The 23,837-nt window shown below is 67.4% G+C and carries 22 protein-coding genes and 2 pseudogenes; 9 read left to right on the top strand and 15 right to left on the bottom strand.

Annotated elements, in window-relative coordinates; genetic code table 11:
* The first annotated feature begins 396 nt into the window (after positions 1–396).
* Positions 397–1,257, top strand: a complete 861-nt coding sequence (locus EV699_RS18650) for a transglutaminase family protein (RefSeq protein WP_132545657.1) — start codon at positions 397–399, stop codon at positions 1,255–1,257.
* A 60-nt stretch (positions 1,258–1,317) separates the two neighbouring features.
* On the opposite strand, the gene EV699_RS18645 is transcribed toward EV699_RS18650, so the two are convergent.
* Genes EV699_RS18645 through EV699_RS18635 form a run of 3 tightly spaced genes read right to left on the bottom strand, consistent with a single transcriptional unit; the run spans position 1,318 to position 4,112 of the window.
* Positions 1,318–2,118 (bottom strand): TAXI family TRAP transporter solute-binding subunit, encoded by an 801-nt coding sequence (locus tag EV699_RS18645; RefSeq protein WP_132545655.1) that lies wholly within the window; start codon positions 2,116–2,118, stop codon positions 1,318–1,320.
* 38 nt (positions 2,119–2,156) lie between these two features.
* Positions 2,157–3,569 (bottom strand): threonine synthase, encoded by a 1,413-nt coding sequence (gene thrC, locus EV699_RS18640; protein ID WP_132545653.1) that lies wholly within the window; start codon positions 3,567–3,569, stop codon positions 2,157–2,159.
* Between the two features lie 60 nt (positions 3,570–3,629).
* Positions 3,630–4,112 carry a flavin reductase family protein gene (locus EV699_RS18635; protein WP_132545651.1) on the bottom strand — a complete coding sequence of 161 codons (483 nt, stop codon included), beginning with the start codon at positions 4,110–4,112 and terminating at the stop codon, positions 3,630–3,632.
* Positions 4,113–4,369: 257 nt separating this feature from the next.
* Between EV699_RS18635 and EV699_RS18630 the strand changes: the two genes are divergently transcribed.
* Positions 4,370–5,554: a YbfB/YjiJ family MFS transporter gene (locus EV699_RS18630; protein WP_132545649.1), complete on the top strand. Its 1,185-nt coding sequence runs from the start codon at positions 4,370–4,372 to the stop codon at positions 5,552–5,554.
* Positions 5,555–5,565: 11 nt separating this feature from the next.
* Here EV699_RS18630 and EV699_RS18625 read toward each other — a convergent pair whose 3' ends face one another.
* The 12 genes from EV699_RS18625 to EV699_RS18570 all read right to left on the bottom strand — a co-directional run bounded on the left by EV699_RS18625 (position 5,566) and on the right by EV699_RS18570 (position 15,581).
* Positions 5,566–5,895: an SUF system Fe-S cluster assembly protein gene (locus tag EV699_RS18625; protein ID WP_132545647.1), complete on the bottom strand. Its 330-nt coding sequence runs from the start codon at positions 5,893–5,895 to the stop codon at positions 5,566–5,568.
* Positions 5,896–5,899: 4 nt separating this feature from the next.
* The gene (sufU, locus tag EV699_RS18620) at positions 5,900–6,343 is read right to left on the bottom strand and encodes a Fe-S cluster assembly sulfur transfer protein SufU (protein ID WP_132545645.1); all 444 of its coding nucleotides are present in this window, start codon (positions 6,341–6,343) and stop codon (positions 5,900–5,902) included.
* Positions 6,344–6,425: 82 nt separating this feature from the next.
* Positions 6,426–7,670 (bottom strand): cysteine desulfurase, encoded by a 1,245-nt coding sequence (locus EV699_RS18615; RefSeq protein ID WP_132545643.1) that lies wholly within the window; start codon positions 7,668–7,670, stop codon positions 6,426–6,428.
* Positions 7,667–8,971: a Fe-S cluster assembly protein SufD gene (gene sufD, locus EV699_RS18610; RefSeq protein WP_132545641.1), complete on the bottom strand. Its 1,305-nt coding sequence runs from the start codon at positions 8,969–8,971 to the stop codon at positions 7,667–7,669. The genes EV699_RS18615 and sufD overlap by 4 nt, the downstream gene beginning before the upstream one ends.
* Positions 8,972–8,981: 10 nt before the next feature.
* Positions 8,982–9,752 carry a Fe-S cluster assembly ATPase SufC gene (gene sufC, locus EV699_RS18605; RefSeq protein WP_132545639.1) on the bottom strand — a complete coding sequence of 257 codons (771 nt, stop codon included), beginning with the start codon at positions 9,750–9,752 and terminating at the stop codon, positions 8,982–8,984.
* Positions 9,753–9,884: 132 nt separating this feature from the next.
* Positions 9,885–11,327 (bottom strand): Fe-S cluster assembly protein SufB, encoded by a 1,443-nt coding sequence (gene sufB / locus EV699_RS18600; protein WP_132545637.1) that lies wholly within the window; start codon positions 11,325–11,327, stop codon positions 9,885–9,887.
* Entirely contained in the window at positions 11,324–11,788 is a 465-nt protein-coding gene (locus tag EV699_RS18595; protein ID WP_132545635.1) for an SUF system Fe-S cluster assembly regulator, read from the bottom strand. The genes sufB and EV699_RS18595 overlap by 4 nt, the downstream gene beginning before the upstream one ends.
* Positions 11,789–11,934: 146 nt before the next feature.
* A complete protein-coding gene (locus tag EV699_RS18590) occupies positions 11,935–12,429 on the bottom strand; it encodes an HAD family hydrolase (RefSeq protein ID WP_132545633.1) in 495 nt (164 codons plus the stop codon).
* Entirely contained in the window at positions 12,426–13,316 is an 891-nt protein-coding gene (locus tag EV699_RS18585) for a DMT family transporter (RefSeq protein ID WP_132545631.1), read from the bottom strand. Before EV699_RS18585 ends, EV699_RS18590 begins: the two co-directional genes overlap by 4 nt.
* A 114-nt stretch (positions 13,317–13,430) precedes the next feature.
* The gene (locus EV699_RS18580) at positions 13,431–13,802 is read right to left on the bottom strand and encodes a DUF2237 family protein (RefSeq protein ID WP_132545629.1); all 372 of its coding nucleotides are present in this window, start codon (positions 13,800–13,802) and stop codon (positions 13,431–13,433) included.
* A 43-nt stretch (positions 13,803–13,845) separates the two neighbouring features.
* Positions 13,846–14,733, bottom strand: coding sequence for an AEC family transporter (locus tag EV699_RS18575; RefSeq protein ID WP_165904207.1), 888 nt, complete (start codon positions 14,731–14,733; stop codon positions 13,846–13,848).
* Positions 14,733–15,581, bottom strand: coding sequence for an alpha/beta fold hydrolase (locus tag EV699_RS18570; protein ID WP_132545627.1), 849 nt, complete (start codon positions 15,579–15,581; stop codon positions 14,733–14,735). The genes EV699_RS18575 and EV699_RS18570 overlap by 1 nt, the downstream gene beginning before the upstream one ends.
* A gap of 91 nt (positions 15,582–15,672) precedes the next feature.
* Between EV699_RS18570 and EV699_RS18565 the strand changes: the two genes are divergently transcribed.
* From EV699_RS18565 to fabF, 7 genes and pseudogenes are all read left to right on the top strand, one after another.
* Entirely contained in the window at positions 15,673–16,410 is a 738-nt protein-coding gene (locus tag EV699_RS18565; protein WP_132545624.1) for an alpha/beta fold hydrolase, read from the top strand.
* 201 nt (positions 16,411–16,611) lie between these two features.
* Positions 16,612–17,229, top strand: coding sequence for a TetR/AcrR family transcriptional regulator (locus EV699_RS18560; RefSeq protein WP_132545622.1), 618 nt, complete (start codon positions 16,612–16,614; stop codon positions 17,227–17,229).
* Between the two features lie 88 nt (positions 17,230–17,317).
* Positions 17,318–18,430, top strand: coding sequence for an efflux RND transporter periplasmic adaptor subunit (locus EV699_RS18555; protein WP_132545620.1), 1,113 nt, complete (start codon positions 17,318–17,320; stop codon positions 18,428–18,430).
* A complete protein-coding gene (locus EV699_RS18550) occupies positions 18,427–21,495 on the top strand; it encodes an efflux RND transporter permease subunit (RefSeq protein ID WP_132545618.1) in 3,069 nt (1,022 codons plus the stop codon). The genes EV699_RS18555 and EV699_RS18550 overlap by 4 nt, the downstream gene beginning before the upstream one ends.
* 41 nt (positions 21,496–21,536) lie before the next feature.
* Positions 21,537–21,993, top strand: a pseudogene (locus EV699_RS18545) (SDR family NAD(P)-dependent oxidoreductase); the annotation flags it as partial.
* Positions 21,965–22,235 (top strand): annotated as a pseudogene (locus EV699_RS18540) (PaaI family thioesterase); the annotation flags it as partial. The pseudogenes EV699_RS18545 and EV699_RS18540, both read left to right, overlap by 29 nt.
* Positions 22,236–22,416: 181 nt before the next feature.
* Entirely contained in the window at positions 22,417–23,706 is a 1,290-nt protein-coding gene (gene fabF, locus EV699_RS18535; protein WP_132545616.1) for a beta-ketoacyl-ACP synthase II, read from the top strand.
* The last annotated feature ends 131 nt before the right edge of the window (positions 23,707–23,837 follow it).

Here is a 23,837-nt window from a genome sequence, read left to right as displayed (position 1 = left end):
ATCCCGCAAGCCCTGCATCCCATCTTCCTTCACCCCCCGCCGATCCTTCGGCCCAACTCCCTCTCCACGACTCAGGGGCCGCGCAGTCTAGCCCATCAATCCTTCACGTCAACCCCTCAACCCCACTTTTCCCTGTCCCAATCATCTAACCCCGACAGCGATCAAAAACGATGCCGTTCATCTGCGCCGTCAATCAGCGCCACGGGCATCAGGCCTGGTTCACAACCAAGCCGACGCGCGATTCACAACCCCTGCGGCGATGCGGACTCCGCCTCCCTGACCGACCGACGCCTGTGCAAGCCGCGCCGCCGGTGCCGGGCACGGTGGTAGTGTTGCTCCGACGCGAAGCGGGAGCAGTGGCGCCCCGCGTGATGCCAACGCAGGCGGAGGCCCGGCATGCAGCGACTTCGGATCACCCATCTCACCGAGTACCAGTTCGCCGTTCCGGTGCAACTCGGCGCACACCGGCTGATGCTATGCCCGCGCGAGGGTCACGACGTGCACATCGAGCAGTCGTCGCTGGTGATCGCACCCGCGCACCGCTTACGCTGGCAACGCGACACGGTCGACAACATCGTCGCCGTCGCCACCTTTGACGACATCCCGGCACACGCACTCGCGATCACCAGCGAGGTGCTGATCCAGCAGTTCGACGTGGCCCCGCTCGATTTCCTGGTCGACGAGTACGCGGTGAACCACCCCTTCGCCTATGCGGCGCACGAATATGCCGAGTTGCTGCCCTTCCTGCAGCCGCTCTACCCCGCCGAGCAGGGCGCGGTGCGCGACTGGCTGGGCGGGCTGGGCCTGCTCGGCCGCAGCTTCGAGACCTTCGTGCTGCTCGACACGCTCAATCGCGCGATCGCCCGTCACTTCGAGTACCGCATGCGCGAGGAACCGGGGGTGCAGTCGCCGGCGCAGACGCTGGCGCGGCGCAGCGGGTCGTGCCGTGACTACGCGACGCTGTTCATCGAGGCCTGCCGCGGGCTCGGGCTGGCGAGCCGTTTCGTCAGCGGCTACCTGCACAACCCCGGTGCGGACAGCGGCCCGTCGTCGACGCACGCCTGGGCCGAGGTCTACCTGCCGGGCCCCGGCTGGAAGGGCTTCGACCAGACCGGCGGGGTGCTGGTGGGTGCCGACCACATTCCGGTGTCGGTCGCCCGCCACCCCGAGACCGTGCCGCCGGTGGCCGGCAGCTACTTCGGGCCGGCGGACCCCCCACCGCTGCTGGCCGTGGACGTGCACGTCGTGCGCGTGTGAGTTGCACCGACACCCGGCCGGGAACACCTCCGATCACGCGCAGCACGCCCGCGGATCCGCCTAATCGGCACCGCGGGTCAGTGCGAACGCGGCCACGCGGTCCTTGGTGGCGGCGTCGAGATCGCTGCGCACGACAATCACCGACTTCATGCAGATGGTCTTGTAGGTGTCGGCGAACATGCCCTTTTCGAGACTGAGCTTGTCGAACTCGTAGACGGCCTCGCCGCTCGGCAGCTTGTTGTTCAAATCCCAGTCGGTCACCGGCACCAGGCGCAGCTTCTTGTTGCCGCGCACCGTGGCGAGGAACTCCTGGTCGAGCTTGGCCGGGCTCGACACCCACAGGAAGGCGTCGATCTGCCCGGCCAGCAGTTTGGCGAGCTGGGTGGTGCCACCCTCGTACACCGCCTTGGCCTTGGCAAAGCCCGGCTCCAGCGTCGCCATGTACTGCCAGGTGATCGCCGAGCCGCTGCCGGCGGCGCCGACGGCGACGCGCATGCCTTCCTTCTGCAGGTCGCCGTCCTCGCGCACCTTGCCGTCGCTGGCGGCGGCGACGTACACGCACTCGCGGCCGAGCGAACCGAGGATCTCGACGTTCTGCGCCTGCGCCGGGTTGCGGCGCAGGTAGGTCGCGTAGGCATCGATCTGCGCGAAGCCGATCGACGCCTCGCCACGCCCCAGGCGTTCGAGGTTCTGCTCGCTGCCGAGCGACTCCCGCACCGCCTGCGGCGGCAGCCCTGCGGCCTTGGCGAGTTCGAGCCCGGTGCCGTGGTAGGCACCGCCGGCACGGCCGGTGGTGATGGTGGTCTCGGCGGCGCCCGCGGCGAGCGGCAGGGCGAGCACGAGGGGCAGAAGGAATCGCATGGCGCAGTCCTCGCTGATGCTTAAGGAAATCGTGCCGCTCACAGCCCGGTGTGCGCGGCGATGAAGCGCTTGACCTGCTCGGCGTCGGCGTCCATCACCTCGAAGCGCTGCGGCAGTTCCTCGATCGCCTCGAAGCCGGCGGGGCGCTCGGGCTTGCGGCCCAGGGCCTCGACGATGGTGTCCTCGAACTTCGCCGGCAGCGCGGTTTCGAGCACCACCAGCGGCACGCCGGCCTCGCGGTTGGCGAGCGCGACCTTCAGGCCATCGGCGGTGTGCGGATCGATGATCACGCCGTAGTCGGCGTACACACGACGGATCGTGCGCAGGCGGTCGGCGTGGGTGCTGCGCCCGCTGACGAAGCCGTAGCGCGCGATCTGACCGAAGTGGCGCGTGCCGCCGAGATCGAAGGCGCCCGCCTCGTCCAGCTGCTCCCACAGTTCGCGCACCACCTTGGCGTCGCGCCCGACCAGGTCGAACACGAAGCGCTCGAAGTTCGAGGCCTTGGAGATGTCCATGCTCGGGCTGGAGGTGTGGAAGGTCTCGGCGGTGCCGCGCGCGCGGTAGACGCCGGTGCGGAAGAACTCGTCGAGCACGTCGTTCTCGTTGGTGGCGAGGATCAGGCGCCGGATCGGCAGCCCCATCCGGCGCGCGATGTGGCCGGCGCAGATGTTGCCGAAGTTGCCCGAGGGCACCGCGAAGGCGACCTCCTCGTCGTCGCGCCGGGTCGCCGCGAACCAGCCGCTGAAGTAGTACACGATCTGCGCGACCACGCGCGCCCAGTTGATCGAGTTGACGGTGCCGATGCGCTGGCGGGCCTTGAAGGCGTGGTCGTTCGACACCGCCTTGACGATGTCCTGGCAGTCATCGAACACGCCGCGCACCGCGATGTTGAAGATGTTCGGATCCTGCAGGCTGAACATCTGCGCGGTCTGGAAGGCACTCATCTTGCCGAGCGGCGACAGCATGAACACGCGGATGCCGCGCTTGCCGCGCATCGCGTACTCGGCGCTCGACCCGGTGTCGCCCGAGGTGGCGCCGAGGATGTTCAGCTCCGCGCCGGTCTTGCCGAGCACGTACTCGAACAGGTTGCCGAGCAACTGCATCGCCATGTCCTTGAAGGCGAGCGTCGGGCCGTTGGACAGGCCGAGCACGTGCAGCCCCGGCTCCAGCGTGCGCAGCGGGGTGATCGCCTCGCTGCGGTACACCTCAGCGGTGTAGGTGCGCTCGACGATCGCGCGCAGGTCGGCCTCGGGGATGTCGGTGGCGAACTTGCGGATGATCTCGAAGGCGAGCCCGGCGTAGGACAGTCCGCGCCAGGCGGCGAGCTCCTCGCGCGAGACCTGCGGATAGGTGTCGGGCAGGTACAGCCCGCCGTCCGGTGCGAGGCCGCCGAGCAGGATCTCGGAGAAGGACTTGGGCGCGCAGGCGCCCCGGGTGCTGAGGTACTGCATGCGGCGGGTATCCCGTGCGGCTGGGCGAAGGCCCGCGAGTATAACGAGCCGCGGGCGCGATCAGGCGGAGGCGACGTAGCGGTAGTCGCCGCCCCAGAACAGCAGCGGCGCGCCGCTGCCGCGCTCGATCGCCTCGACGCGGCCGACGATCAGCGTGTGGTCGCCACCCGGCAGGCAGTGTTCGGTGCTGCACTGGAAACACGCGATGCAGCCGCGCAGCAGCGGCGCGCCGCCGAGGCCGGGCTCGCAGTCGAGCCCGGCGAACTTGTCGGGCACCGCCGAGGCGAAGCGCCGCGACAGCTCCACCTGGTCGCTCGCCAGCACGTTGATCGCGAAGTGCGTCGCCGTCTCGTACAGCGCGCAGTTCGGCGAGTGCAGCCCCACCGCCCAGGTGATCAGCGGCGGTTCGAGCGACAGCGCGGCGAAGGAGTTGATCGTCATCCCGGCCCAGCCGCCGTCGGCCGTGCGCACCGTGACGATCGCCACGCCGGTCGCGAACTGGCCGAGGGTGCGACGCAGTTCGAGGCTGTCGAAATGGGGCATGAAGGTGGCTTCCAGGTCGGCGGACGGGCACGGCGCCGGGGCGCGCGGACGGTGTCTCGAAATGCTACAGGCGCAGGCGCCGGGCGGCCACCGCCGCGCAAGCCTGCGGGCCCCGTCGCGGTGCAAGACGCCCGCCCCCGCCTCCGCCCACCGACCGCGCGTGCCCTGCATGGCAGCGCGGCGCTCGCGGTATGCCCCAATGCCGAGCAATCGGGCTACCCTCGACCTCCAGTCCCCTGTAGACGAGAGCCGCCCGGATGCACGCAACCGACCCCCGTCCCCCGGTGCCCTGGCACATCCTGCTCGGCGCCGCCGCGGCGCTGGCGATCACGATGGGCGTGGGCCGCTTCGTCTACACGCAACTGCTGCCGCTGATGCAGCGCGACCACGGCCTCGACACCCACGCCGGCGGCTGGCTCGCCTCGATCAACTTCGCCGGCTACCTGGCCGGCGCGCTCTACGCCGCACTGTGGGTGCCGGCGGCGCAGCGCATGCGCTGGTTCGGCGCCGGCCTGCTGGCGAGCGTGGCGAGCACGCTCGGCATGGGCCTCGGCGCCAGCTTCGCGCTGTGGGCGCTGCTGCGCTTCGTGTCGGGGGTGGCGGCGGCGCTGGCGATGGTGCTCGGCGGCGCGCTGGTGCTCGAACGCCTGCCGGCGCGCCATCGCGCCTTCGGCTCCGGCCTGATGTACGGCGGCATGGCGACCGGCATCGTCGGCTCGACCCTCGCGGTAAACCTGCTCGACCGCTTTGGCCTCGGCGTCGACGCGTTGTGGCTCGCGTGCGGTGGCCTGTGCGTGCCGCTGCTGTGGCTGGTGCGGCCGCTGTTCGGCCCGCCGCCGTCGACGGTCATGCCGGCGCGCACCGCCGCACAGGCGCTACCGGTGCACCTGCCGTGGCTGATCGCCGCCTACGCCTGCGCCGGCTACGGCTACAGCACCAGCGCGACCTTCCTGCCGCTGATCGTGCGCGGCCTCGGCGTGTCGCCGGCGGTCGTCGAGTCGACCTGGCTGGTGGTGGGCCTGGCGGCGCTGCCGGCGAGCTTCGCCTGGGGCTGGGTGGCGAACCGCTGGGGCGGCGCGCGGGCACTCGACGGCGCCTACCTGGTGCAGGCGCTCGGTGTCGGCCTGCCGCTGCTCGCCCCCAACGCCGCCGGGGCGCTCGCCGGCGCGGTGCTGTTCGGGTCGAGCTTCATCGCGGTGGTCGGCCTCGCGCTGGCGATCGCACGCGAGGCCGAGCCGACCCGCGCCAGCCGTGCGATCGGGCTGATGACCGCCGCCTACGGCGTGGCGCAGATCGTCGGCCCGCTGGTGTCGGCACGCCTCAGCGGCCCCGGCGACGACTTCCGCCTGCCGCTGCTGCTGGCGAGCGGCGCGCTGCTGCTCGGCTTCGGGCTGCTGCGCCTGGCGCGGCCGCGGCCGCAGCTGGTCGCGCCCGCCACCTGAGCACGCCGTGTTCAGAGCAGGTTGAGCTCGAGCTTGGCGCGGGCGGACATCATCTCCTGGTTCCACGGCGGGTCCCAGACCAGCTCGACCTCGCACTCGTCGATGCCGTCGACGCTGCGTACGGCGTTCTCGACCCACTCGGGCATCGAGCCGGCGACCGGGCAGGCGGGTGCGGTCAGGGTCATCTGGATGCGCGCCGAACGCGCCGCGGGGTCGACGCTGAGCCCGTAGATCAGCCCCAGCTCCCAGATGTCGACCGGGATCTCGGGGTCGTAGACGGTCTTCAGTACCTCGATCACCTTGGCTTCGAGCTCGGCCGTGGTGTTGACGATCGCGTTCATCGGTCTACTCCGTGGCCACCGGGTCCGCGCGGTGTTCGAGCGCCGCCTTCAGCGCGTGCCAGGCGAGCGTGGCACACTTCACCCGGCTCGGGTAATCGCGCACGCCGGCGAGCACCGCGAGCTTGCCGAGGCCCGGCGGGGTCGGGCCGTCGGAGGTGACGAGCTCGTGGAACTTGTCGAACAGGGCATCGAGGTCGCTCACCGGGTGGCCCTTCAGGGCCTCGGTCATCAGCGAGGCCGAGGCGGTCGAGATCGCGCAGCCCTGGCCCTGGAAGGACAGGTCGCGGATCACGCCGTCGACGACGTCGACGAACACGGCGATGCGGTCGCCGCAGAGCGGATTGAAGCCCTCGGCGTGGTGGCTCGCCGGGTCGATCACGCGGAAGTTCCGCGGTCGCTTGTTGTGGTCGAGGATGACCTCTTGGTACAGATCACGCAGGTCGGACATCAGACAACTCCAGAACCGTTACGGGCGGCCCGGACGCGCGCGGCGCGGCATCCGGGAACTGGCTGGCGGACGGCGGCGCGCATCAGTCGAACCACTCCTTGACCTTCCACAGCGCCGCGACCAGGGCGTCGATCTCGGCATGGGTGTTGTAGACGGCGAACGAGGCGCGCGCCGTGGCCGGCACGCCGTAGCGGTCCATCAGCGGCTGCGCGCAGTGGTGGCCGACGCGCACCGCCACGCCCTCGCGGTCGAGCACGGTACCGATGTCGTGCGGGTGCACGTGGCCGAGCACGAAGCTGACCACGCCGGCCTTGTCCGCGGCGGTGCCGATCAGGCGCAGGCCGGGGATCTCGGCGAGCCGCGCCATCGCGTAGGCGGTGAGCGCTTCCTCGTGCGCGGCGATGGCGTCGAGGCCGATGCCGCGGGTCCACTCCAGCGCCGCACCGAAGCCGATCACCCCGGCGATGTCGGGCGTGCCGGCCTCGAAGCGCTCGGGCGGGTCGGCAAAGGTCGTGCCGGCGAAGCTGACGCGGCGGATCATGCCGCCGCCGCCCTGGTACGGCGGCATCGCGGCGAGGTGCTCGGCCTTGCCCCAGAGGGCGCCGACGCCGCTCGGCCCGTACACCTTGTGCGCCGAGAAGGCGTAGAAGTCGCAGCCCAGCGCCTGCACGTCCACCCCCAGGTGCGGTGCGCCCTGGGCGCCGTCGACCAGCACCGGGATGCCGCGCGCCCGCGCCAGCGCGACGATCCGCGCCACCGGGTTGACGGTGCCGAGCACGTTGGAGACGTGCGCGACCGCGACCAGCCGGGTACGCGGACCGAGCAGGCGCTCGAAGGCGTCGAGGTCGAGCTCGCCGACGTCGGTGATCGGCGCGGCGACGACCCGGGCCCCCTTCTCCGCCGCCACCAGCTGCCAGGGCACGATGTTCGAGTGGTGCTCCATCTCGGTGACGAGGATCTCGTCGCCGGCGGCGAGGCGCGGACGCAGGAAGCTGTGCGCCACCAGGTTGATGGCCTCGGTGGTACCGCGCAGGAACACGATCTCGCGCGCGCTGGCGGCGTTGAGGAAGCTGCGCACGCGCTCGCGGGCCTCCTCGAAGGCCGTGGTCGAGCGCTCCGACAGCGCGTGCACGCCGCGGTGAATGTTCGAGTAGTAGCCGCGGTAGCAGTCGGTGATCGCCGTGATGACCGCTTCGGGCTTCTGCCCCGAGGCGGCATTGTCGAGGTACACCAGCGGCTTGCCGCGCACCTGCTGGTTCAGGATCGGGAACTGCGCGCGGATCGCGGCCACGTCGAGCGGCGCGGCCGGCTTCAGGAGCGCACTCATGCGACGCCCTCCCCGAGGTAGGTGGCGAGGCGGCGTTCGAGCCGCTCGCGCAGGTCGGCGTACGGCACCGCCTCGATGAACTCGCCGGCGAACGCGCGCACCAGCAGGCGCCGCGCATCGGCCTCGCCGATGCCGCGCGTGCGCAGGTAGAACACGGCATCCTCGTCGAGGTAGCCGACGGTCGCCCCGTGGCTGCACTTGACGTCGTCGTTGTAGATCTCGAGCCGCGGCACCGTGGTCGCGAGCGCCGCCTTCGACAGCAGCAGGTTGCGGCTCTGCTGCTGCGCGTCGGTCTGCAGCGCCCCTTCGGCGACGCGGATCAGGCCGTCGAACACGTGCCGGCCCCTGCCCTGCAGCACGCCCTTGAAGTGCTGGCGGCTGCTGCCGTGCGGCACCGCGTGATGCAGCAGCAGGTGGCTGGCGAGCGTCTGCGCGTCGCCGACCAGCGCCAGGCCGTCGATCTCGCACGCGGCGCCGGGGCCGGCGAGGTCGATGGCGATGTCGCTGCGCCCGAAGCGCGCCCCGGCGGCGCAGCGGCGCAGCACGAGGCGGCTGTCGCGGCCCTGGCTGGCGCGCAGCGCGCCGAGGTGCCAGGCCGCGGCGGCCTCCTGCTGCACCGCGACGTGCTCGAGCGCGGCGCCGGCGCCGATGCGGATCTCGGTGACCGCGTTGTGCCAGTAGCGGCCGTGGCCGAGATAGTCCTCGACCACCGCGGCGCGCGCGCCGTCCTCCAGCACCACCAGCACGCGCGGCTGCGCGAGCACGTCGTCGCCGACACCGATGAAGCGCAGGTGCACCGGCCCGGGCAGTTCCACGCCGCGCGGCACGTAGATGCACGCGCCGTCCTCGAACAGCGCGCCGTTCAGCGCCGCCAGCGCGTGGCCTTCGAGCCCCGGCACGCGGCCGAGGGCGCCGGCGAGCATCTCCGGATGCTCCTCGGCGGCCTCGCGCAGGCTGCCGACGAACACGCCCGCGGGCAGGCTGCCGTGCCGCGACAGCCAGGCGGCGAAGTGGCCGTTGACGAAGCTCAGGCAGTGCGGGGTGTCGAGGTCGACGAGCAGGTCGGCGTCGATCGGGCGATCGCCGGCGGCACGCACGAAGCTGCGCGCCTTCAGTTCGCTCAGGTCGGTGAAGCGCCAGGCCTCGTCCCTGCGGCCGGGCAGGCCGAGCGCCTCGAAGCGCGCCAGCGCGTCGTGGCGGTGGTGGTCGAAGCGCAGCGCCTGCGGCAGCTCGCCGAGCAGCGCGGCGAGCGTGCCGGCCCAGGAGCCGGCGAGCGGCGTGGCGGATAGCGGTGTGCTCATCGCCGCGCCCTCACGCGCCCGCGCGACGGCTGGCGCCGCCGTGGCGGCCGAAGGCACCGTAGCCGCGCTCCTCGAGCGCGAGCGCGAGCTCCGGCCCGCCGCTCTCGACGATGCGCCCGTCGACCAGCACGTGCACCACGTCGGGCACGATGTAGTCGAGCAGGCGCTGGTAGTGGGTGATCACCAGGAAGGCGCGCTCGGGGTTGCGCAGCGCGTTGACGCCGTCGGCGACCACCTTGAGCGCGTCGATGTCGAGCCCGGAGTCGGTCTCGTCGAGCACCGCGAAGGTCGGCTCCAGCACCGCCATCTGCAGGATCTCGTTGCGCTTCTTCTCGCCGCCGGAAAAACCCTCGTTGACCGGCCGCTTGAGGAAGGCCTCGTCCATCTTCACCAGGCCGGCACGCGCCTGCACGCGCTCCATGAAGTCGAGCGCGTCGAGCTCGGCCTCGCCGCGGTGCTTGCGGATCGCGTTGACCGCCGCCTTGAGGAAGTACAGGTTGTTCACGCCCGGAATCTCCACCGGGTACTGGAAGGCGAGGAACACGCCCTCGCGCGCGCGCTCCTCGGGCTCCAGCTCCAGCAGGTCGCGGCCGCGGTAGAGCACCTGGCCGGCGGTGACGGTGTAGCCGGGGCGCCCGGCAATCACGTTGGCGAGCGTGCTCTTGCCCGAGCCGTTCGGGCCCATCACCGCGTGCACCTCCCCGGCACCGATGCGCAGGTCGATGCCGCGCAGGATCTCGCGATCATCGACGCTGGCGTGGAGGTTGCTGATTTCGATCATGTCGTGTTTCCCGCTGCTAGGCGGCCGCGCGGCGGCGGCGGCCGTTGCGTACCGGGGCGGGGACGCACCCCGCCCGAACCGTCCGGCGGACGCCGCTGCGCGCCCGCCCTGAATGCCTGCCCTGCCCGGCGCTCAGCCGACGCTGCCTTCGAGCTTGATCTCGAGGAGCTTCTGCGCCTCGACGGCGAACTCCATCGGCAATTCCTTGAACACTTCCTTGCAGAAGCCGTTGACGATCAGGCTCACCGCGTCCTCGGCGGCGATGCCGCGGCTCTGCAGGTAGAAGATCTGGTCGTCCGACACCTTCGAGGTGGTGGCCTCGTGCTCGACCTGCGCGGTGGGGTTCTGCACCTCCACGTAGGGGAAGGTGTGCGCGCCGCACGCCGCGCCCATCAGCAGCGAATCGCACTGCGAGTAGTTCCGCGCGCCTTCGGCCGTGGGCATGATCTTGACCAGCCCGCGGTAGGCGTTCTGGCCGTGGCCGGCCGAGATGCCCTTGGAGACGATCGTGCTGCGCGTGCGCTTGCCGATGTGGATCATCTTGGTGCCGGTGTCGGCCTGCATGCGGTCGCGCGTCAGCGCCACCGAGTAGAACTCGCCAACCGAGTCGTCGCCGCGCAGGATGCAGCTCGGGTACTTCCAGGTGATCGCCGAGCCGGTCTCGACCTGGGTCCAGGAGATCTTCGACTTCACGCCCTTGCACAGCCCGCGCTTGGTCACGAAGTTGTAGATGCCGCCGCGGCCGTCCTTGTCGCCGGGGTACCAGTTCTGCACCGTCGAGTACTTGATGGTGGCGCGGTCGAGCGCGACCAGTTCCACCACCGCGGCGTGCAGCTGGTTCTCGTCGCGCATCGGCGCGGTGCAGCCTTCGAGGTAGCTGACGTAGGCGCCCTCGTCGGCGACGATCAGCGTGCGCTCGAACTGCCCGGTGTTCTTGGCGTTGATGCGGAAGTAGGTGCTGAGCTCCATCGGGCAGCGCACGCCCTTCGGGATGTAGACGAAGGAGCCGTCGGAGAACACCGCCGAGTTCAGCGCCGCGTAGTAGTTGTCGCGCGTCGGCACCACGCTGCCGAGGTACTGGCGCACCAGTTCGGGATGCTCGCGCACCGCCTCGGAGAACGAGCAGAAGATGATGCCCTGCTCGGCCAGCTTGCCCTTGTAGCTGGTCGCGACCGAGACCGAATCGAACACCGCGTCGACCGCCACCCCGGCGAGGAAGGCCTGCTCGGCGAGCGGGATGCCGAGGCGGTCGTAGGTCTTCTTGATCTCCGGGTCGATCTCGTCGAGCGACTTCGGCCCGTCACTGCCCTGCTTCGGCGCGGAGTAGTAGCTGATCGCCTGGAAGTCGATCGGCGGGTAATGCACGTGCGCCCACGCCGGCACCGGCATCTGCTGCCAGCCGCGGAAGGCTTCGAGGCGCCATTCGAGCAGCCAGTCGGGCTCGCCCTTCTTGGCCGAGATCAGGCGGATCACGTCCTCGTCGAGCCCGGGCGGAACGGTGTCCTGCTCGACGTCGGTGACGAAGCCGTGCTCGTACTGGCTGTCGGCCAGACGTTCGAGAGTTTCGGAACTCATGACGAAGTCCTCAGCGAAAGGCGGTGGGTATCGACCACGGCGTAGGCGGGGGCGACCGGGGGCTGGCTCATCTCGCGCAGGCTCACGCCCTGCAGGGCCTGCATCACGACCTGGTTGATGCGGTACCAGTGCGGCGTCAGCGCGCACTGCTCCTGGTAGGCGCAGTCGTGGGAATGACCGGGACTGCAGTCGGTGAGCGCGATGGGGCCGTCGAGCGCGGCGACGATGTCGGCCAGGCTGATGTCGTCGGCGCTGCGCGCCAGCCGGTAGCCGCCCTGCACCCCGCGCCGCGAGCTGAGCAGCCCGGCGCGCGCCAGCACCTTGAGGATCTTGCTCACCACCGGCAGCGGCAGGCCACGACGCTCGGCGAGCTGGCTCGCGCTGAAATCCTCGCCGACGTGGTTCGCCAGCAGGCTCATCAGCACGATGCCGTAGTCGGCTTCACGGGTGATGCGGATCATGGTGTCGGCTCTCACCAAAACAGTACGCGATTGGTACTGTATCAACTGGCGCGCCTTTCGCACAGTCCGGATGCCGCATTTGTGGTGGCCGACGCCGTGCTGGAAGGGGTACGGCACGGCCCGACGGGGTAGCGCGGGGCTGCGGCTCACCCCAGCCCGTGCAGCCAGACGGGCAGTTCGGCGAGGCCGTGGATGGTGTGCACGCCGGCCCCGCTGCGCCGCGGCGTGCCGGGCGGCGCCAGCCAGACGGCGCGCAGCCCCGCCGCCCGCGCGCCCTGCACGTCGACCGTCCAGCTGTCGCCGACCATCACCGCCTCGACCGGGACGACGCCGAGGCGTGCCAGCGCGGCGTGGAAGAACGCCGGGTCGGGTTTGGTGATGCCGAGCTCGCCGGCGCAGACGATGTGGTCGAGGAAATCCGCCAGCCCGCCGCGGGCGAGCGCGACGCGGATCAGCGCCACATCGGAATCGGCCGCGTTGGTGGCGAGCGCGGTGCCGAGGCCGCGTTCGCGCAGCGCCGCGAGCATCGCCGCCGCACCCGGCAGCACCTCCACCCGCGGCCAGTACGCCATCGGCCCGTGCATGCCGGGCAGGTCGCGCATCAGCGTGTTGCCCCAGTCGAACAGCACCGCACGGATCATCGCGCCACCCGGTTGGCGAGCACCACGCCGGCCATCACCACCGCCATGCCGGCGAGCGACAGCGCACCGAGGCGCTCGTCGAACAGCCCCCAGGCCATCACCGCGGTCACCGGCGGCGTCAGGTAGAACAGGCTGGCGACGCGCGCCGCCTCGCCGCGGCGGATCAGCGTGTAGAGCAGGCCGACGGCGCCGACCGAGAGCACCAGCACCAGCCAGGCGAGCGCGAACACGAACTCGCCGGTCCACTCGATGTGGCGCGTCTCGAAGCCGAAGGCGAGCGCGCCCAGCGCGAGCGCGGTGGCGCCGTACTGGATCACGCCGCCCGAGCGCAGGTCCATGCCGGCGCAGTGGCGCTTCTGGTACAGCGTGCCGAGGGTGATGCCGAACAGCGCCGCGAAGATCGCGACGACGCCCCCCGCCGACACCTGCCCCACCCCGGCGCCGCCGCGCCCGCCGACCACCATCGCCACCCCGGCGAGCCCGAGCGCGAGCCCGAACCACTGCGCGCGCGTCACCCGCTCGCCGAGCAGCCGCGCCGCCAGTGCCGCGGTCAGCAGCGGCTGGATGCCGACGATCAGCGCGGCGATGCCGGCCGGCAGGCCGTGCGCGATCGCGTAGAACACCCCGCCGAGGTAGACCGCGTGCACCAGCAGGCCGGCGATCGCGATGCGCCCCGCCGCCGCCGCGTTCGCCGGCCATGGCGCGCCGCTGACGAGCGCGAAGGCGAGCAGCAGCGCGCCGGCGATGACCATGCGCACGGCGAGGAAGGTGAACGGCTCGGCGTGCGGCAGGCCGAGCTTGGCGCCGATGAAACCGGTGCTCCACAGCAGCACGAACAGCGCGGGAACGAGCGCGGCGGAGGCGTGCCACGAGCGGGATGCGGACATGGTTCGGATCGCAGGCGAAAGGGCCGCGAGCTTAGCCCAGCACGCGCCCCCGCGCCCACGCCGGCCGGCGCAGCGCTGCGATGCATCCACACATGGGCCGCCGCCCCGCGGTCGTCAGTCGAGATCGAGCGCGTACGGCTTCAGCGCCGCCAGTTCGACCACCTCCAGCGCACGCTGGTGGGTGGCCGCCAGCACCACGCGCGGGGCGACGCCGGCCGCGCAGGCCTCCTGCCAGCGCGCCGCGCACAGGCACCAGCGGTCGCCGGGCTTGAGGCCGGGGAAGCCGAAGGCCGGCACCGGCGTGCTGAGGTCGTTGCCGCGCTGCCTGGAGAACGCCAGGAACTCGGCGCTCACCTGCGTGCACACCGTGTGCGAGCCGAGGTCCTCGGGGCCGGTGTCGCAGCAGCCCGAGCGATAGAAGCCGGTCATCGGCAGCACCGAACACACGGCGAGCGGCTCGCCGAACACGTTGAGTTGTCGGGACATCGCGGCTACTCCGGAAGCGGGGGTGAGGACGTGCCCGGGCCGCTCAGGCGCCGGGCAGCACGAAGAACAGCACCAGCGGCAGGGTCACCAGTGCACCGAGATTGCCGATCATCACGATCGAGGCCACGCGCTCGGGCTCCTGGCGGTACTGCTCGGCGACCAGCACGTTCAGCACCGCCGGCGGCAGCGCGCCGAACAGCAGCAGCTGCGCCACCTGCAGCTCGTCGAGTGCGAGCAGCGGCAGCAGCGCGAGCGCCATCGCCAGGCCCGACAGCGGACACAGCACGGCGCCGAGCACGCCGGTCCTCCAGTCGCGCAGGTCGACCTCGCGCAGGCGCACGCCGAGCGAGAACAGCAGCAGCGGCACCGACACCTGCCCGAGCAGGCGGACGGTCTCGGCGAGCGGCCCCGGCAGCCTGAGCCCGGCGATCCCGCAGCCGAGGCCGGCGAGCGTGGCCAGGATCATCGGCATGCGCAGCAGGCGCGAGAAGCGCGTGGTGTGGTCGAGGATGTAGAAGCCCAGCGTGAAGTGCAGGACCATCTCGACCACGAACAGCACCACGGCGGCCTGCAGCGCCGGCTCGCCGAACGCGAACAGCGCCAGCGGGATGCCCATGTTGCCGGAGTTGTTGAACATCATCGGCGGCAGGAAGGTCTTGACGTCGAGCCCAAGCAGCCGCGCCAGCGGCCACAGCAGCAGCCCCGAGCCCAGCACCACGGCCGCCCCGCCGAACGCGAGGCCGAGGTTGGCGGCGAGGTCGAAGGGCTTGTCGGCGAGCGCCCAGAACACCAGCGCCGGCGCGAACACCTCCATGTTGAGGCGGTTGACCACCGCCATGTCCGGCCGGTGTCGCATGCCGTAGAGCACGCCGATGCCGGCCACCGCGAACACCGGGAAGATGATGCCGAAGATGCGCAGCAGCAGTGCCATCAGACCGGTTCGCGCAGCCAGTTGCGGATGACGTCGATCTGTTCGGGCGCCATCAGCGCCGGCGCGTGGCCGACGCCGGCGAACTCCACCAGGCGTGCGCACGGCCCTCGCCGCTGCATCGCCTCGGCGTCGGCGCGGGCCAGCACGTCGGACTGTTCACCGCGCAGCACCAGCGTCGGGCAGCCGACGGCGTCCCACACCGCCCACAGGTCGACGTCGGCCAGCGCCATCAGCCTGAAGGGCTCGGCGATGCCGGGGTCGTAGGCGAAGCTCCAGCGGCCGTCGTCGAGGTGGCGGGCGGCATGCTCGACCAGGTGGCGCCACTGCGCATCGCTGAGCGCGCCGAACGGCGCCCAGATGGTGCGGGCGTAGCGCTCGAGCTCGGCGAAGCTGTCGAAGGCCGCCGGCTGGCCGACGTAGGCGGCGATGCGCTGCACCGCCGCCTGCGGGATGAACGGCCCGACGTCGTTCATCACCAGCCGGCGGATCGGCGAATCGCCCTGCGCGGCGAGCAGCATGCCGATCAGCCCGCCCATCGAGGTGCCGACCCAGTCGACGTGCTCGGCGCCGCTGCGCGCGATCAGCGCCGCGAGGTCGGCGCAGTACAGCGGGTAGCCGTAGTCGAGCTTGTGTTCGAGCCAGCCGCTCTGCCCGCGGCCGGCGACGTCGGGGCAGATCACCCGGTAGTCGGTGGCGAGCACGCGCGCGAGTTCGTCGAAGTCGCGCCCGTTGCGGGTGAGGCCGTGCACGCACACCACCACCTCGGGGTTGTCGGCATCGCCCCACTCGACGTAGTGCACGCGGTGGAAGCCGTGCGGGCCCAGGGCCCGGAAGAAACCGTTTCGCATCGTCTCGACCCTCGCGCCCCGACGGTCCGGTGGGGGCTTCCGTCGCGCCAGTCTAGAATGCCGGCGCCTCCCCCAACACGGTGACACCGCGATGAAGCTGCTGCATTACGTCGAGTCCGGCCAAGGCGAACCGCTGATCCTGCTGCACAGCGGCGGCATGTGCGGCGAGGAATGGAAGCCGCAGATGGCACCGCTCGCCCGCCAGTTCCGCGTGATCGCACCGGACCAGCCCGGCCACGGCCAGAGCCCGATGCGCGCCGAGCGGCTGACGATCGGCGACATCGGCCGTGCCGTGCTCGAACTGATGGACGGGCTCGACCTGCCGCGCGCGCACCTGGTGGGCTCGTCGATGGGCGGCGCGGTGGCGCTGTGGCTCGCCGTGCATCACCCGGCGCGGGTCGCCAGGCTGGTGCTCTACCGCGTCAGCTACCGCAAGAACGAGGACACCCACGCCGGCACCCGCGAGATGGCCGACCCGGCGTACTGGAAGAGCGTCGGCCTCGATGCCTGGCTGTCGCGGATCCATTTCGCGCAGGGCGGCCCCGAGGCCTGGAAGGCGGTGATCGGGCGCGTCAGCGACGCCCTCGACCCGGCCACCTCGGACCACGCGCACACGCTCGACACCCTGCGCGCGCTGAACTGCCCGACGCTGATCGTGGTCGGCGACCGCGATCCGCTGGTGCCGCTCGAACACGCGCTGGCGATGTTCCAGGCCATCCCCGACGCCGGCCTGTGGGTGATGCCCCACGCGAGCCACGTCACCGCCAGCAACACCTGGCGCGCCGACGCCTTCGCCCAGGAAATCGCGCGCTTCCTCGCGCGCCGCTGAAATCGGTTCAGGCTGAAATGGGGGGGTCGGGCCGAACGTAATCGGGGCCGACAGCGCAGCCTGCCAGAAGGCTGGCAACGGTGAGCGCGACAATGGTGTGTTTTGGCAGCATGGGCGTATTCCACAAAAAAGCAGATAGTGACTATAATACCAAATGGTCACACGTTGTCCAATCATTGCGGTTGGCGTAAGCTGGAACCCATGAAGAAAACAAGCACTTATCCCGTTTCGGCCCGAGGCCCGGCCGATCATGAGGTGCGAGACCAGATCGTCGCGGCCGCTACCGAGCACTTCAGTCGCTACGGCTACGAGAAAACGACGGTCTCCGATCTCGCCAAGGCCATCGGCTTTTCCAAGGCGTACATCTACAAGTTCTTCGAGTCCAAACAGGCCATCGGCGAAATGATCTGTGCAAATTGCCTGCGCCAGATCGAAGCCGAGGTCAGTGCGGCGATGGCGGAAACCGACCTCGCGCCAGAAAAGCTACGGCGGATGTTCAAGGCTGCGACCGAGGCAAGCCTCAAGCTGTTCTTTCAGGATCGCAAGCTATATGAGATCGCCGCATCTGCCGCCACAGAGAACTGGCAGGCGGTGGTTGCCTATGAAGGACACATCCAGAAGCTGCTCCAGGATGTCCTGCAGGAAGGCCGACAGAGCGGGGACTTCGAGCGCAAGACCCCCTTGGACGAGACCGCAAAGGCGATCTATCTGGTGATGCGCCCCTACCTCAACCCCTTGCTCCTGCAATACAGCCTTGACTACACCGAGGAGGCCCCGATGCACCTGTCCAACCTGGTGCTCCGCAGCCTGTCTCCGTAGCGCATGTCTCAGAACTGTTTGTGACTATTGACCATTTTGGTCACTAGTACCATAATGAAAGTCCGATCACTTCGTCGATGGGACTTTCATGCTCCGGCGCCGCCTCGCTACCTCTACCCTCATCTGTGCATTGCCTCTTGCGCTGGCCGCTTGTAGCGACAAAACGACATCCGACCCGCGTACTGAAGCACCGTTGGTGCGTGCTGCCATCGTCGAAGGCGCAACCTCGGCATCACGGTCATTTACCGGAACCGTCGCCGCACGGGTACAGAGCGATCTAGGGTTCCGTGTCGCCGGCAAGGTGCTGGAGCGGCTTGTGGATGTCGGGCAAACCGTCAAACGCGGCCAGCCGCTCATGCGCATCGACCCCGTCGATCTGAAGCTTGCGGCCCAGGCGCAGCAAGAAGCAGTCGCTGCCGCGCGGGCACGAGCGCAGCAGACCGCAGAAGATGAAGCTCGCTACAGCGGCTTGCGTGGCACGGGTGCGATTTCGGCCTCAGCCTACGATCAGGTCAAGGCAGCAGCGGATGCCGCCAAAGCCCAACTCAGCGCAGCCGAAGCCCAAGCCATCGTTGCCCGTAATGCAAGCGGCTATGCGGAATTGGTCGCCGACGGCGATGGTGTCGTTGTGGAAACGCTTGCCGAGCCTGGGCAGGTTGTCAGCGCTGGGCAGACTGTCGTGCGTCTGGCTCATGCCGGCCGACGTGAAGCCGTTATCCAGTTGCCGGAGACCCTGCGCCCTGCGATCGGCTCCACCGCGCAGGCTACGCTCTTTGGCAAGAACGTTGGTGCTCCAGCCAAGCTTCGGCAGCTCTCGGATGCTGCGGATCGGCTTACCCGAACCTTCGAGGCTAGGTATGTGCTGGACGGTGAACTGGTTAACGCCCCACTGGGCAGCACTGTCACGATCCAGATTCCGAATGGGCCGGCCTCAGTGCGGGGCGACCTGCAGGTGCCGATCAGCTCCATCTTTGATGCTGGCAAGGGGCCGGGGGTCTGGCTCATCAGTGGCAAGCCTGCGAAGGTTTCTTGGCGTGCGGTTGCGATCCAGCATTTGGAAGACGACAGCGCCCAAGTTGCCGGGCAACTCAAGCAAGGCGACCAGATAGTCGCGCTGGGCGCACACCTCCTGAGCGAAGGCGAACAGGTACGTGTAGGCGCTCAAACGGCCGCCGCCACGACGGAAGGAGCACGTCCGTGAGCGAAGGCCGATTCAACCTGTCAGCGCTCGCCGTGCGCGAGCGATCCATCACGCTGTTCCTCATCTGCCTGATCTCGCTAGCCGGGCTCGTTGCCTTCTTCAAGTTAGGCCGCGCGGAAGACCCGGCCTTCACAGTCAAGGTGATGACGATCATTACTGCCTGGCCTGGGGCTACAGCGCAGGAAATGCAGGATCAGGTCGCCGAAAAAATCGAAAAGCGCATGCAAGAGCTGCGCTGGTACGACCGAACAGAAACCTATACAAGACCTGGACTGGCCTTTACGACCTTGACCTTGCTCGATAGCACTCCTCCTTCGGAAGTACAGGAAGAGTTCTACCAGGCACGCAAGAAAGTCGGTGACGAGACAGGCAATCTGCCGCCGGGCGTTATCGGGCCGATGGTCAACGACGAATACGCAGATGTCACCTTTGCGTTGTATGCGCTCAAGGCCAAGGGTGAACCGCAGCGCTTACTGGTACGCGACGCGGAGACGCTGCGCCAGCGACTTCTGCACGTTCCAGGGGTAAAGAAAGTCAATATCGTTGGCGAACAGTCTGAGCGCATTTATGTCGAGTTCTCGCATGAGCGTCTTGCTACGCTGGGCGTCAGCCCACAAGACGTGTTTGCCGCGCTCAATAGCCAGAATGCCTTGACGCCTGCCGGGTCAGTGGAGACCAAAGGGCCGCAGGTTTTCATTCGCCTGGATGGCGCTTTCGACAAGCTGCAAAAAATCCGCGATACCCCGGTGGTTGCGCAGGGACGCACGCTAAAGCTGTCGGATATCGCCGCGGTCAAACGAGGCTATGAAGACCCCGCGACGTTCATGATCCGAAACGGTGGCGAACCTGCTTTGCTGTTGGGGATCGTCATGCGCGACGGCTGGAATGGACTCGACTTGGGTAAAGCATTGGACAGCGAAGTCAGCGCGGTCAACGCCGAGCTGCCGCTGGGCATGAGTCTGACCAAAGTAACAGACCAAGCTGTCAACATTAGTTCGGCAGTGGATGAGTTCATGGTCAAGTTCTTTGCCGCGCTTCTTGTCGTCATGCTGGTGAGTTTCGTAAGCATGGGCTGGCGCGTAGGTGTCGTGGTTGCCGCTGCAGTGCCTCTGACATTGGCGATAGTCTTCGTGGTGATGCTTGCCACGGGCAAGAACTTTGACCGTATTACGCTTGGATCACTCATCCTGGCGCTCGGCTTGCTTGTGGACGACGCCATCATTGCCATTGAAATGATGGTGGTGAAGATGGAAGAAGGCTATAGCCGCATCGCTGCCTCTGCATACGCCTGGAGCCACACCGCCGCACCAATGCTTTCGGGTACGCTGGTCACGGCTGTCGGCTTCATGCCCAATGGCTTTGCCCGATCCACTGCGGGCGAATACACCAGCAATATGTTCTGGATCGTGGGGATCGCGCTAATCGCCTCTTGGGTGGTTGCCGTGGTATTCACGCCCTATCTCGGCGTCAAATTGCTACCCGACTTCAAGAAGGTCGAAGGTGGTCATGAGGCGCTTTACGCCACCCCCCGCTACAACCGTTTTCGTCAGCTTCTGTCTCGCATCATTGCTCGCAAATGGCTGGTTGCCGGGTCGGTAGTGAGCCTTTTCGTACTGGCCATCCTCGGCATGGCGGTCGTTAAAAAGCAATTCTTCCCAATCTCTGACCGCCCGGAAGTGTTGATCGAAGTGCAGATGCCCTATGGCACGTCGATCACCCAGACCAGCGCTGCCACGGCGAAGGTGGAGTCTTGGCTAGCCCAACAAAAGGAAGCCAGGATCGTCACTGCCTACATCGGACAAGGCGCCCCACGCTTTTACTTCTCGATGGGGCCAGAACTGCCCGACCCGTCGTTTGCCAAGGTTGTGGTGCGCACCGACAACCAGGACGAACGCGAAGCACTCAAGCACCGACTGCGGCAGGTCATTGCGGATGGCCTTGCCCCCGAAGCACGCTTGCGTGTCACGCAACTCGTATTCGGCCCGTATTCTCCATTCCCGGTTGCCTATCGTGTCACCGGCCCGAACCCGGATGAGTTGCGCAAGATCGCTGCTGAAGTGCAGCAAGTCATGGATGCCAGTCCGATGATGCGCACGGTCAACACCGACTGGGGCATACGTACGCCCACGCTGCACTTCACGCTGCAACAGGATCGTTTGCAGGCGCTGGGGTTGACATCCAGTTCCGTCGCGCAGCAACTGCAATTTCTGCTGACCGGCGTGCCGATCTCCACGGTACGCGAGGATATTCGGACAGTGCAGGTTGTCGCGCGCTCAGCCGGCGACGTTCGGCTTGATGCGGCCAAGATTAGCGATTTCACGCTGGCCGGCGCCAGCGGGCAACGCATACCGCTGTCTCAGGTGGGCAAGGTCGAGGTGCGCATGGAAGAACCCATCATGCACCGGCGCGACCGGATGCCGACGATTACCGTTCGTGGCGACATCGCCGACGGTTTGCAGCCGCCGGATGTGTCCACAGCGATCACCAAGCAACTTCAGCCCATCATCGACAAACTACCAAGCGGCTATCGAATCGAAGAGGCTGGCTCCATCGAAGAGTCGGGCAAGGCGACGGTGGCGATGCTGCCGATCTTTCCGATCATGCTGGCGCTAACCCTGCTCATCATCATCCTGCAGGTGCGCTCGATCTCTGCGATGGTCATGGTGTTCTTGACCAGCCCACTCGGCTTGATCGGCGTAGTGCCGACGCTGCTTCTGTTCCAGCAGCCATTTGGCATCAATGCCTTGGTCGGCTTGATCGCGCTGTCAGGAATTCTGATGCGAAACACCCTGATATTGATCGGGCAGATCCATCACAACGAGCAAGAAGGATTGAGCCCGTTCAATGCGATCGTCGAAGCAACTGTTCAGCGTGCGCGGCCCGTGATATTGACGGCTCTGGCCGCGATCCTGGCCTTCATCCCACTGACCCATTCGGTGTTCTGGGGAACGCTTGCCTACACGCTGATCGGCGGCACGTTTGCGGGAACGATTCTGACTCTGGTGTTCCTGCCGGCCATGTATTCCATCTGGTTCAAGATTAGGCCAGTTCCGTCGCAAAACTGACCATCCTCTTTCTCAAACTCACCATACAAAAAGGAACTGCCATGTCGAACACCAAAGTTGTCGTCATTACTGGCGTGTCATCAGCTATCGAGCGTGCCACCGCAATGAAATTTGCTAAGCAGGGGCGCAGGGTATTCGGCACCGTTCGCAATACAGAAAAAGCGCAGGCAATACCTGGTGTTGCGCTCGTCGAGATGGATATCCGTGACGAAGCATCAGTTCAACGTGGAGTCCAGACCATCATTGCTCAAGCCAAGCGTATCGACGTGCTGGTCACCAGTGCGGGCGTGACCTTGGTCGGCGCGACGGAAGAAACGTCAAGTACCGAAGCCCAGACACTATTCGATACCAACCTCTTCGGCTTTTTGCGCACGAGCCAAGCGGTGCTGCCACACATGCGCGAGCAACGTTCCGGCCGCATTGTCAACGTCGCCGTACATGGCGCTCTATTCGGCATCCAAGCACGCCGTCGACCGTGCACGGCGGTTGGTTTGCCACTCTGCTGGACTCAGCGCTTGGTTGTGCGGTGCAATCCACGCTACCAGCCAGGCTGCTCTTACACGACAGCCGAACTCAGCATCAACATTGTGCGGCCAGCCTCGCACAAGACTGTGCCCGTTGCGTGCGACCGGCAGGCTGATCCACGGCGGCGGGCGCCTCGCTACGGCTGAAGCTCGCATCGAAGATGAGCAAGGCAAGTTGTACGCCCGACGACGACCTGCTTTGTCTTTGACGTGCCGGCCCGTGGGTTAAGCACGACTAGCAGCGCAAGTTCTAACGACTTCCGACCTCCGCTCTTGCGATCACAGCCCGCTTTGGCTTCGACTTATCGAAACCAAAGAGCATGAACGGAGTAGTAGCCAAAAAAGCAACCCAGTGCTCGTCGTGAGGCGTCGCACATATGTAAAGCGAGGTGGAACGATGAGCATCCAAAAATCAGCCCGAATAGTGGTGACGGGGACAGGTACCGTGGGGCCGCTGGGGTGTGGCACTGAGACGACGTGGACTCGTCTGTTGGCGGGGAAGTCCGGCATTCGGGTGTTGCCTGCCGATCTTGCCGACGGAACTGGTACCGCTATTGGTGGGCAGGTGCCAAGCCTTGCGGAAGACCCCCAAGCTGGTTACGACCCGGAGCGATTCATTGCCGCCAAGGAGCGCAAGAAAATGGATCGCTTCATAGAATTTGCGCTCGTTGCCGCGCAGGAGGCTCTTGCACAAGCAGGTTGGCATCCAACCGAAGAAAAGCAGCAACAGCGAACTGCGACCATCATCGCGTCAGGTATTGGCGGGTTTGGTGCCATCGCCGAGGCCGTGCGAACGACTGACGCCAGAGGGCCACGCCGGCTTTCACCTTTTACCGCCCCGTCTTTTCTCGCCAATATGGCCGCAGGGCACGTCTCCATCCAGCATGGCTTCAAGGGGCCACTGGGAGCACCGGTGACAGCCTGTGCAGCCGGGGTGCAAGCCATTGGTGACGCCGCGCGATTGATCCGCAGCGGCGAAGCGGATGTCGCCGTATGTGGTGGAGCCGAGGCGGCAATCCATCGCGTCAGCCTTGGCTGTTTTGCGGCGGCGCGAGCATTGTCCACTGGATTCAATGACCGCCCTCATGAAGCTTCGCGCCCATTCGACCGCGACCGGGATGGCTTCGTGATGGCCGAAGGGGCAGGCCTGCTGGTGATCGAATCGCTGGAACATGCGCTGGCACGCGGCGCGCGTCCGTTGGCGGAACTGGTCGGTTACGGAACCAGCGCCGATGCCTACCACCTGACAGCAGGCCCAGAGGATGGCCGCGGCGCTCAGTTCGCTATGCAGCAGGCATTGCGGCAGGCTGGCATTGCTCCCGGCGATGTACAGCATATCAATGCACATGCGACCTCTACACAAGTGGGAGACAAGGGGGAACTGGTTGCAATTCGGTCTGTATTCGGCCCGAACTCGGGTGTCGCGATTACCTCAACCAAATCCAGTACGGGCCATCTATTGGGGGCAGCCGGTGGGATCGAGGCCATTTTTACCGTTCTGGCATTACGAGATCAGATCGTTCCGCCCACTCTTAATCTCGTCAATCCTGATGAGGTAGCTGACGGCCTCGACTTGGTTGGCCTGTCCGCACGAAAAACGAAAATCAATTATGCCCTGTCGAATGGATTTGGATTTGGCGGAGTAAACGCCAGTGTCATCTTCCGTCGCTGGGAATCCAGATCATGAGTTAGCAGCGATGCCATGCAGAGAAATCTATCGAGGTTACTGAGCTCTGCATGGTTAGCTAATACAAGCCAGTCTCTTTGAAGCAACCCAGAATAATCCGCTTCTTGCACCGCAGCCGTGCTACCGCCCGC

This window comes from Plasticicumulans lactativorans (genome assembly GCF_004341245.1).
In the GTDB taxonomy this organism is placed as follows: domain Bacteria; phylum Pseudomonadota; class Gammaproteobacteria; order Competibacterales; family Competibacteraceae; genus Plasticicumulans_A; species Plasticicumulans_A lactativorans.
This window is presented reverse-complemented; position numbering and strand designations above follow the sequence as displayed.